Source organism: Candidatus Dormiibacterota bacterium (assembly GCA_036495095.1).
GTDB lineage: Bacteria > Chloroflexota > Dormibacteria > Aeolococcales > Aeolococcaceae > CF-96.
Genome location: DASXNK010000118.1, coordinates 19849 through 30166 on the forward strand (window position 1 = coordinate 19849; position 10318 = coordinate 30166).

A 10318-nucleotide genomic window follows, 5' to 3' on the forward strand; every position below is an offset into this window, starting at 1 on the left:
TCAGACGAGCGGGCGCTTCGCCGGCAGGCCGGCACGCCGCGGGTAGGCGTCGGGCGTGGCCCTGAGCTTGGCGACGGTCAGCACCCCGGGTGCCGCCGCCGTCGGCGACCCGCCTCCACAGGCGGCCGCGGCCACGGCGCAGGCCCCGGCCGCCGCGGCGGCGTCGCGCACCAGCGCCGCCAGTTGCCCACCGGTGCGGAGCAGCGGGAGGCAGAGCTCGCAGAGCACCGGCGGCGGCGCGGTGGCCCGGGACACGGCGGCGTCGAAGGCCTCCCGGGAGCCGGGGGCGCGCCCCATGTCCTCGGCGCGCACCGGGGCGACCCGGACCCGCTCCAGCCCCAGAAGGGCGGCCACGTGGGCGAGGAAGCCGGAGCGCTTCTGGTCGGAGTCGCAGAGCACCACCTCGAGGTCGGGGCGCACCACCGCCATCGGGATCCCCGGGATGCCGGCCCCGGAGCCGACGTCGACGACCCTGGCGCCCTCGCCGGGGGGCGCCGCGGCGAGCAGCTCGAGAGCCTCGCCGACGTGCCGGTCCCAGGCCTCCTCGCGGGGGACGCGGGTGAGGTTGAAGCGGGTGTTCCACTCGTAGAGCTCGTCGAGGTAGCGCTCCAGCCGCTCCCGGTCGAGCCCCGGCAGGCCGGCGGCGATCAGATCACCGCCCTGCCGTCGCCGGCCTCGCCGGTGGCCAGCGCCGCTCCCAGCGCCTGCCAGTGGAGGTCCTCCAGCGGCGGGTGGACGAGGCCGCCGCGGACGTCCCGCCAGTGCCGCTCCAGGGAGAGGTCGCGGAGCAGGCCGGGGCCGCCGGCCAGCCGCATCGCCTCCTCCACCGCCTGCCAGGCCAGCTGGGTCGCCTGCACCTTGACGGTGCCGATCTCGGGCAGCAGCGCGGCGCGCTCGTCGGGCGGCGCCTGGTCCCAGGCGCGGGCGGCGGCGAGGATCAGCAGGCGGGCGGTGCGCACCGCCCCGTCGATGCGCCCCAGCCGCAGCCGCACCGTCGGCAGCGAGCTGATCGGCTCGGCCATCGCGTTGGGGCGCCGGTCGCGGCAGAAGCGGGCGATCTCGTCGCGGGCGGCGTGGGCGCAGCCGGTGTAGGCGGCGGCGCTGGTGAGCTGGAACCAGGCGCCCACCGCCGGACCCCGGGGGTCGGGGCCGCCGGGGTCGCGGAGGTGGAGCAGCGCCGCCTCCGCGACCGTCACCCGGTCCAGCCGCAGCGTGCCGCTGGCGCTGGCGCGCAGCCCCAGGGCGTCGAAGGCGGGGTCGCGTCCCACCCCGCGGAGCGAGAGCTCGACGAGGAAGGCGGCCGCGCGGGGCGGCGCGCCGGGCTCGTCCACCCGCGCCGGGACCACCGCGTGGGTGAGTGCCGGAAGCCAGGTCGACCAGGTCTTCCGGCCCTCCAGCACCCAGCCGCCCTCGCCGCGCTCGGCGGTGGTGGCGGGGAGCCCGCCGCGGGCCGGCGACCCCTGCTCCGGCTCGCTCGCCAGCGCGTTCACCAGGGCGCCGGCGCCGGTGACCCGGCCGCAGAGCTCGCGGTACGCGGCCTCGGGCCAGCCGGTGTGCTCGGGGCCGGGCGCGCCGACGGTCATGTGATGCATGCCGAGGCCGAGGGCGCTCGAGGTGTCGCCCCGGGCCAGCCGCTCCTGGAGCACGCAGACGTCGTGGAGCGACGCCCCCGCCCCGCCGAGCGCGGCGGGCACCGCGAGGCCCGGCCAGCCGTCCGCCCGCGCCGCGGCGACGTTCTCGTCGGGGAAGCTGCCCTCGCGATCGTGGCGCGCGGCGCCGGCGGCGAAGACCACGGCGAGGCGGTCCGCGCGCTCCACCCACGCGGCGAGGTCGGCGAGCGGCATGGGTCCACGCTACCGCAGGCGGCCGTGGATCCGAGCCCGACCCGGGGTGACGTTGGGGTGATGGTCGATCGCCATGGACCCGCGGACCGCTCGTCCGTGCCATCATTGGCCCGGTACCGTCCGAAGCCAGTGGAGTCGCAAGGATGCCGGACAACGCGCCCTGCCCACGCTGCCAATCGCCGCGTCTGAGTGTCGTCTACTACGACGCCGACGGCCGACCGCTTGGCGGCCATGTCCAGTGCAGCGAGTGCGGATCCCGCCACTCGGCCAAGCTGGTCCCGCTCGCCAAGCAGCGCGAGTTGCTGGAGCGCAAGGCCTCCTGACCTGACCCCGCGGCGCGAGCGCTCGCCGGCCGCGCTCGGGGCCGGCGGTATCGGGGACGCGGCCAGACTGGTAATCTCCGCCATCGCTGGGCAGCGCGCCTCCGGTGGCAGTTGAGAGCGCGCGGGGAGGACCTCGGTGCGAAGCTGGCTGCGCGGGCGTGAGCCCGGCGGCGACCCGGACGATGCCGGCGGGGAGAGCGACCAGCCCACCGAGGGCGACGGTTCCCCGCTGAGCCGGTGGCTCGCGCCCACCGCCGCCACCCAGATCGACCAGGTCGAGCTCAGCGACGTCCGCGACGGCTGGACGCCCGAGCGGGCGGGTGAGACCCCGCTGGCGGCGATGATGGCGCTGGTGCGCGCGGTCGGGGTCATCGACCCGGTGCTGCTCCGACCGCTCGCCGGGGGCGTCTTCGAGGTGGTGACCGGCCACCGCACCGTGGCCGCCGCCCGCGCGGTGGGATACGAGCGGGTGCCCGCGGTGGTGCGCGAGATGGACGACGTCCACGCGCTGGTGGCGCTCGCCCTCGACGGCTCCGCCACCGGCCGGCTCACCGAGCAGGGCGCGCTCGAGCTGGTCGAGCGGCTGCGCGCCGCCGGCATGGACGACGCCGACGCGGTCGCCGAGCTGCTCGGCTCGCTGGGCTGGCTGGGAATCGAGAGCCTGGTGGCGCCCGCCGCCCCGCCCCCGGCGCCGCCCCAACCCGCCGCCGCCGCTCCCGAGCCCGAGCCGGAGCCGGTCGCCGCCGCTCCCGAGCCCGAGCCCGAGCCGGAACCGGTCGCCGCCGCTCCCGAGCCCGAGCCCGAGCCGGAACCGGTCGCCGCCGCTCCCGAGCCGGAACCGGTCGCCGCCGTCCCCGAGCCGGTGCCCGCGGCGCCGGCGCGGCGTCATCAGCCGTCGGGCGGCCGCTGGGTGCCGATGCCCGCGGGCATGCCCCGCCTGGCCCGCCTCAGCACCGCCTTCGCCGACGCCCCGCGGATGCTCCGGCTGCTCGCCGCCGACCGCTACTCCGGCGTGGTCGAGCTCGCCGGGCCCGACGGCCGCCGCGACCTCCTCGTCTTCCTCGAGGGCGGCTGCGTGGCCACCAGCGTGGAGGAGGACGGACGGCCGGTGGAGGGTCCGCTGCGGCTGCCCGGCCCCGACCGCGGGCCGCTGGTGGAGATCAACGTCCGCCCCCACGCCGCCCCGATTGTCGTCGCCCTCGCCCTGGCGATGCGCTCGCCGGCGCTGCTCACCGGGCTGCACGCCAGCTTCGTGCGCCTCCCCGGCCTCCTCGAGGTGCTCGGACGGGAGCGCGCCGACGCCGCCTGCGTGGTCTCCACCCCGGTGGGCGCGGGGGTGATCCTGCTCGCCGGTGGAGTGCCGGTGGCCGCCTACGCGCGCCGCCTCGGCGAGGCTCCCGGCGAGGTGGCCGAGACCACCGACACCACCGCGGTCGCCGGCCTGCTCGCCTCCGGCGAGGGCGAGGTCGACGTCCACCGTGGCTCGCCGCCGCCGCCGCTCGACCTCGAGGCGATCATCGCCGCCGCCGCGCTCGAGACCGGGTAGCCGCCCGGGCCGGCCCGGGGTCTGGCGCAACGTCAAGAACCGTAGTAATTTGTACCGCCGTGATCAGGCCGCGGCGCCCGCCGCCCCGCCCCCTGAAGGACCACGCCCGCGGGTTCTACCGCGCCCTGCGCCGGCTCGCCCTCCGCGGCCCGCTGTGGACCCCGCTGGCGATGGCGGCGATCGCCTTCGCGCTGGTCACCCTGGCGCCGGTGCCGTGGGGCGGCGGCCTGGGGCTGCAGCAGCCGTGGCACACGGTGGCGCTGCTGGCGGCCGCGGGCGCGCTCCTCGTCGGCGTGTCCGCCTGGCCGGAGCGCTACCGGGCGCACCGCGGCGACCTCACCCGCCGGGATCTCGAGGAGCTCCGCCGCCTGCCCCGCGAGCGGCTCGCCGAGCTGGTCGCCGCCGCCTACCGGCGGGCCGGCTACGAGGCGGTGGAGACCGGCCGGGGGGTGGGCGCGGGCATCGACGTCGAGCTCCACAACCGCCGCGGCACCGCCCTGGTCCAGTGCCGCCACTACCGCCAGGCCAGCGTCGACATCGGCGCGCTGCGCGAGCTCCACGGCGTGATCCGGGCGGTCGGCGCCGCCGGCGGGGTGGTGGTGACCACCGGCGAGTTCACCGACGTGGCCGGCAGCTTCGCCCGGGTGCACCGCATCACCATGGTCGACGGCCGCACCCTGCTGCGGATGGTCCGGGTGGTCCACCCGGCGCGGGCGAGCGGACGGCTGGCCTCGCAGTAGCCGGCGGGAGGACGGTGGCCGGCGCGCCTCGCGCGGCCGGCGGGAGCCCACCGCCGGGAAGCCGGCGGCCGCCACGGTGGCGGCCGCCGTCCCCCCAGTTGCAGATCGCGCGGCGCTCACGAAGGCGAACCCTCTCACCCCCGAGCCCCCCAGCCCCGAGGTGGCGCCGGCGCGATCCACTTCGGGCATTGTGGTCCCGACCCGGTTAAGGCCCGCGCGCGGTCCGGTGCACGGATCTTCAGAACCGGTGACGCCGGAGTGACGGTCGGGGTCAGGCATGGCCTCCCCGGGGAAAACCCCGCGCCCGTCATCATGCGCCGGTGCCACCCGACCCCCCCCGCCAGCACCCCGTCGGCGACCACGCGCTGCTCGCCGACGGGCGCACCGCCGCGCTGCTCGCCCCCGACGGCAACGTCGCCTGGCTGTGCTGGCCGCGGGTCGACTCCGCGCCCGTGCTCCTCGGCATCCTCGACACCACCCGGGGGGGGCGCTTCCAGCTCCGTCCCGCCGGGCCGGCCGAGCTGGTCGAGCGCGGCTACCTCGGCGCCACCCTGGGGGTGCGCAGCGTCTGGGAGACCCCGCGCGGACGGCTGACCGTCGACGAGGCGCTCGCCTGGGACGGACCGCCCCGGCTGCTGCGCGGCCTGCGCGCCGAGGGGGGCGCGGTCGAGGTCGAGGTGATCCTCGAGCCCGCCTTCGGCGCCGGCGCCCTGGCGCCGCGCTGGGAGCGGTCCGGCGGGAGGGTGGTCGCGGCCGCCGGCGGCCTCCGGCTCAGCGTCGACGTGCCCGGCGGGTGGGAGCCCGGCGAGGGGGGCGCCCGCGCCCGCTTCCGGGTGGTACCCGGCGCCCCCACCGCGGTGGTGCTGAGCGGCGCCGAGCTGCGGCTGCCGGCGGAGGCCGCCCTCGACCTGCTCGACGGCACCCTCGCCCACTGGCGGGCGCAGGCGGGGCGGATGCGCACCGCCGGGGCGGCCGGGGGCGTGGTCGGCCGCGCCCTCGGCCCCACCGCCGCCGCCGAGGCGGTGGTGCGCAGCGGCCTGGTGCTCTGCGGCCTCCGCCAGCGCGGGGTGGGCCACGGCATCGTCGCCGCCCCGACCACCTCGTTGCCGCAGTGGCCGGGCTCGGCGCGCACCTGGGACTACCGCTACGGCTGGCCGCGGGACACCGCTCTCGCCGGCCTGGCGCTGCTGCGCCTCGGCCTGATCGAGGAGGCGAGCGGGCTCGGCGCCTTCTGCGGCGAGGCCTGCCGCGGCGGGGTGGCGCCGGCGCTGCTCCGGGTCGACGGCACCTCCCCGCCCGCGGAGTCCACCCTCGACCATCTCGCCGGCCACGGCGGCGCCCGGCCGGTGCGGATCGGCAACGGCGCCGCCTCCCAGGCGCAGCTCGACGTGGTCGGCGAGGTCGTCGACCTGGCCCACGGCCTGGATCGGGCCGGGGCCCTGCCCGAGGCGCTGCGCCTCGCCGTCCCCGAGCTCGCCGGGCTGGCCGAGCGGCGGTGGGAGCAGCCCGACCACGGCATCTGGGAGATCCGCGGCGCCCCCCGCCACTACACCCAGTCACGGGTCATGGCCTGGACCGGCCTGCGCCGCGCCGCCGTCCTCGCCCGCCGTGGCAGCGTTGCCGGCGACCCCGAGCGCTGGGAGGCGGTGGCGGCGCGGATCCGCGCCTCGGTGCTCGACGGGCTCCCCGCCGCCGCCCCCCTGCCCCTGCACCCCGGGGGCGGCCTCGACGGCGCCCTCGGGCTGGTGCCGCTGGTGGGCTTCCTCTCCGCCACCGATCCCCGCGCCGCCGCCACCCTCGAGGCGATCTCCACCGAGCTCGGCGCCTCCGGCCTGGTCGAGCGCCACAGCCCCGTCGACGACGGCATCGCCGACCCCTGCGCACCGTTCGTCTTCGCCACCCTGTGGCTCGGCGCCGCCCTCGAGCGCGGCGGCGGCGACGGCCGGCGCCACGTCGCCGCCGCGCTCGCCGAGCATGGGGTGGGCGGCCTGCTCGGCGAGGTCGCCCTGCCCGGGCGGGGGCCGCTCGGCAACTATCCGCAGGTGCAGAGCCACGCCTCGCTGATCCTCGCCGCGCTGCCCCGAGCCTAGCGGAGCCGGGGTCAGAGCTCGTCGAGCGCCGCCATCCCCATGGTGCGCAGCGCGTCGCCGAGGGTGGCCCGGGTGGCGGCGGTGAGCGCCCGGCGGAAGCGGCGGAGCTCGGGGTCCTCCTCGCGCACCATCGGCGGGGTGTGCTCGTAGAAGTCGCTGAACGCCGAGGCGAGCGAGAAGGCGTAGTCGGTCAGCACCACCGGGGCGAGCGCGGCCGCCGCCTCGGCGACCGCCCGCGGGTACTCCTCGATGCGGTGGAGCAGGGCGCGCTCCACCGGCAGCAGCTCCGCGGGGACCGGCAGCGGGCCCTCCCCATCACCGTCCGGCTCGGTCTTCCGGAGGATCCCCGAGGCGCGGGCGTGGGCGTACTGCAGGTACACGCCGGTGTCGCCGGTCGCCCGCAGCGCCTCCTCGAAGTCGAAGGCGATGATCTGGGTCAGCGAGAACTTCAGCAGGTAGTAGCGCACCGCGGCTGCGGCGAGGGCCCGCGCCGTCTCCGGGTCGCGCGCCTTGTCGCCGAGCTTGGCGACGGCGAGGTCGAGCAGGTCGTCGGCGCGGACCTCGATGCCGCGGCGCCCGCTCAGCGCCACCACCGCCGGGCCGCCCTCGGCGACCTCGACGCCGAGCTCGCGCGCCGCCGCCGGGGTGAGCGCCACCACCTCGTAGGCGAGGTGGACCGAGCGCTCGGCCTCGCCGTGGTGGCCGAGCCGGTCGAGGGAGTCGCGCACCACCCGCTGCAGGTACCCCTGGCGGGCGTCGATGACGTTGACCACCCGCGCCGCGTGGCCGAAGCCGGCGCCGTCGAGCACCGCGCCCTCGGCGCGAGCCGAGGTGGTCGCCGGCGACCCGGGCACCTCCGGGTGCCAGGGGCGGTAGTGGAAGTCGAGCCCGAGCAGGCCGAACTTCCAGAGCTGGTAGGCGATGTCCTTGGCGGTGTAGGTGGCCACCCCGTCGGACTTCACCAGCACCTTGGCGTCGCGCTCCTCGTCGCCACCCTCGGCGTCGGCGCCGTCCTCCCACGGCATCACCCAGCAGCCGGCGAGCTTGCCGGCCTCGACCCGCACGATGGCGCCGGCCTCGCGCAGCTGCTCGAAGGCGTGCCGCCAGAAGCCGAGCTCGATGATGTCGGACTCCCAGGTGAGCAGGTCGTAGCCGATGTCGAAGCGGGCCATGGTGGCGAGGTGGGCGTCGACCACCCGCGAGGCCAGCTGCTTGGCGAAGACCGCCACCTCGTTGTCCCGGTCCTCGATGGCGCGCAGGGTGGCGCGGCGCCGCTCCACCAGCTCCGGCTCGGTCTCGTAGCGGCGGCTCACCTCGACGTAGGCGCGGGAGCAGAACTGGTCGAAGGGCTCGCCCTCGCGCGGCTCCAGGCCGAGCTCGCGCACCCCGACGACGACGTCGGCGACCTGCACACCGGTGTCGTCGATGTAGTCGTTGACCTCGACGCCGTGGCCGGTGCGGCGCAGCACCCGGGCGACGGTGTCGCCGAGGCAGGCGTTGCGCAGGTGGCCGATGTGCGCCGCCTTGTTGGTGTTGATGTTGGTGTGCTCCACCAGGGTCTTGCCCGCCATCACGGCGAGGCCGAACCGCGCCGGCAGCGGCTGCGCCGGGTTCCACCCCAGCGCCTCCTCGATCACCGCCGGCACCCAGCGGGCCTCGTCGAGGCGGGCGTTGACGTAGCCGCCGGTGGTGGTCCACTCCCGCACCCAGGGCACGTCCGTCGCCGCCAGCCGGTCGCGGAGCTCGGCGGCGATCACCGGGGGCGGGCGCCGCAGCGTCCGCGCCGCCCGCAGCGGTGCCGGCGTCGACCAGTCGCCGAACTCGGGGCGCGCCGACCGCTCGACCACGGCCTCGACCTCGGGGCCGCAGCCGAGCTCGTCGAGGGCGGTGCGGACGGCGCGCACCAGGTCGCCGCGGACATCGGGCATGGCCGGGCCACCATAGCGGTCGGGAGCTAACCGGTGACGAAGGTCCAGGTGCGCTCGTAGGCGCGGCCGTCGACGGCGGCGGTGAGGTGCGCGGTGTACGCGGTGGCCGGCGCGAGCGGGGCGCGGGGCAGCAGGCAGGCCGAGTTCTCGTTGTCGGCGCCCGGCGAGAGCGTGTACGCCGGCACCTCGGCGCCGGCCGGGGTGCGCAGGGTGAAGCCGGTGAGCCGCACCGAGGCCGCCTGGTCGAAGGTGGCGGTGACCGGGAAGCCGGCGTTGCGCGGCGCCCCCGGCGGCAGCGGGTCGGGGAGCTCGTTGTCGAGGAAGGTGGTGGGCACCCCGTGCTGGGAGTCGGCGGGCACCAGCACCGGCGGAGCGGTGCGCGAGCCCGGCGCGGCGGCGCCGAAGCCGAACTCCATGTCCTCCATGGGCAGCGGGCCCAGCGAGCAGTCGGCGTAGCCGATCGAGCGCAGGTCGGGCCGGATGATCGGGAACCGGTGGTAGATGCTGTCGACCCAGTCCGCAACCGCCGGGCCGGCGCCGCCGCGATGGGTGATGTCCTCGGAGATCGCGCCGCCGCGCCAGCCGGCGGCGTCGGCGCGGTCGCCGGCGCGCACCCCGGTGAACCCGGGCGTCCCCGGCGTCTCCCGGTGGATGCCGAGGTTGGCCACCTCGGGGAGGGCGTTGTTCGCCAGCCAGTAGAAGCAGTGGGCGGCGGCGCTCTGGACGAGGCGCTGGTCGAGGGTCACCGCGGCGACCCCGGCGGCGGCGCGCGCCCGGTTCACCTCGGCGAGGGCGACCAGGGCGTGGGCGGCGAGGGTGGCGGCGGGGTTGGGCACCGTCACCGGCCGCGGCCGGGAGCCGTCGGCGCCCTCGACGGTGGCGACGGTCTGCTGGATCTGCTCGCGCGCCGCCGCCTCGTCGCCGTCGACGTCGCGGGCGAGGCGGAGGATGACGTCCACCGCGGCGAGGTCGGTGGGATCGGCGGCGAGGGCGCGGAGCAGCAGCGCCCGGGCGCCGCGGGAGTCGCGGTGCGCCGCCATCGCCACCTCGGCGGCGGCCTCGAGCGCCCCGGGGTCGCGCGGGGTGAGCGCCAGCAGCCGGGTGTAGACCTGCTCGGCGGTGGCGAAGTCGGGCTGCTGCATCGCCACGCTGCCGAGCGAGGCGAGCAGCTGGGCGTCGGAGGGGGCGAGCGCCAGGGCCGCCTCCAGGGTCCGGTGGGCGCCCTCGAGCTGGTTGCTGTCGATGTAGGCGCCGGCCAGCTCGGCGGAGCGCTCCACCCAGCCGGGCTGGGCGTCACGGGCGGCGACGGCTGCGGCGAGCGCCCCCGGCCGGTCGCCGGTGTCGCGGGCGAGGTTGCCCTGCTCGCGGTGCAGCTCGGCGCGCGCATAGACGCTGGCCCCCGGCCCCAGCGCGGCCCGGGCGGCGTCGATGTGGCTCCGCGCCGCGTCGGTGTCGCCGTGGTCGGCCAGCGCCTCGCTGTAGTAGAGGTGGGCGAGGGGGTCGCCGGGGGCCAGCGACACCGCCGAGGCGCCCGCCTTCACCGCGTCCTCGACGTGCATCGACCAGTCCTGGACGCGGCAGAGGACGGCCTGGGCGTGGCCGTTGCGGGGCCCGGCGGCGACCCCGGCACGGGCCTCGGCGAGCGCGCCGGTGAAGTCCTGGCGGTAGTTGAGGAACAGCGCGTAGGCGGCGTGGGCGAGGGGGTCGCCGGGGGCGCGCGCCACCAGCTGGGCGTAGCCGCGCTGGGCCTGCTCGTAGTGGTTGTCGAAGAAGAGCGCGTCGGCCGCCGCCAGCGCGGTGATCACCGCCGGGGGGGTGACCGGCGCCGGTGGCCGCGGCGGCGTCGA

At 77.8% G+C, this 10318-nt stretch carries 7 protein-coding genes; 3 read left to right on the forward strand and 4 right to left on the reverse strand.

Going from position 1 to position 10318, the window contains the following annotated elements:
• Nucleotides 1-762: a 16S rRNA (guanine(527)-N(7))-methyltransferase RsmG gene (rsmG, locus tag VGL20_12930; GenBank protein ID HEY2704587.1), complete on the reverse strand. Its 762-nt coding sequence runs from the start codon at nt 760-762 to the stop codon at nt 1-3.
• On the reverse strand, nt 648-1844 hold the full coding sequence (locus VGL20_12935; GenBank protein HEY2704588.1) for an acyl-CoA dehydrogenase family protein: 1197 nt from the start codon (nt 1842-1844) through the stop codon (nt 648-650). Before VGL20_12935 ends, rsmG begins: the two co-directional genes overlap by 115 nt.
• Nucleotides 1845-2303: 459 nt before the next feature.
• Here VGL20_12935 and VGL20_12940 point away from each other — a divergent pair, with 459 nt between their 5' ends.
• From VGL20_12940 to VGL20_12950, 3 genes are all read left to right on the forward strand, one after another.
• Nucleotides 2304-3713, forward strand: coding sequence for a ParB N-terminal domain-containing protein (locus VGL20_12940; protein ID HEY2704589.1), 1410 nt, complete (start codon nt 2304-2306; stop codon nt 3711-3713).
• Nucleotides 3714-3772: 59 nt separating this feature from the next.
• A complete protein-coding gene (locus VGL20_12945; protein HEY2704590.1) occupies nt 3773-4453 on the forward strand; it encodes a restriction endonuclease in 681 nt (226 codons plus the stop codon).
• A gap of 320 nt (nt 4454-4773) precedes the next feature.
• On the forward strand, nt 4774-6543 hold the full coding sequence (locus VGL20_12950; GenBank protein ID HEY2704591.1) for a glycoside hydrolase family 15 protein: 1770 nt from the start codon (nt 4774-4776) through the stop codon (nt 6541-6543).
• A gap of 11 nt (nt 6544-6554) precedes the next feature.
• On the opposite strand, the gene VGL20_12955 is transcribed toward VGL20_12950, so the two are convergent.
• Nucleotides 6555-8471 carry an arginine--tRNA ligase gene (locus tag VGL20_12955; GenBank protein HEY2704592.1) on the reverse strand — a complete coding sequence of 639 codons (1917 nt, stop codon included), beginning with the start codon at nt 8469-8471 and terminating at the stop codon, nt 6555-6557.
• 26 nt (nt 8472-8497) lie between these two features.
• Nucleotides 8498-10318: tetratricopeptide repeat protein (locus tag VGL20_12960; GenBank protein ID HEY2704593.1), on the reverse strand; the 1821-nt coding region annotated here is incomplete at its 5' end.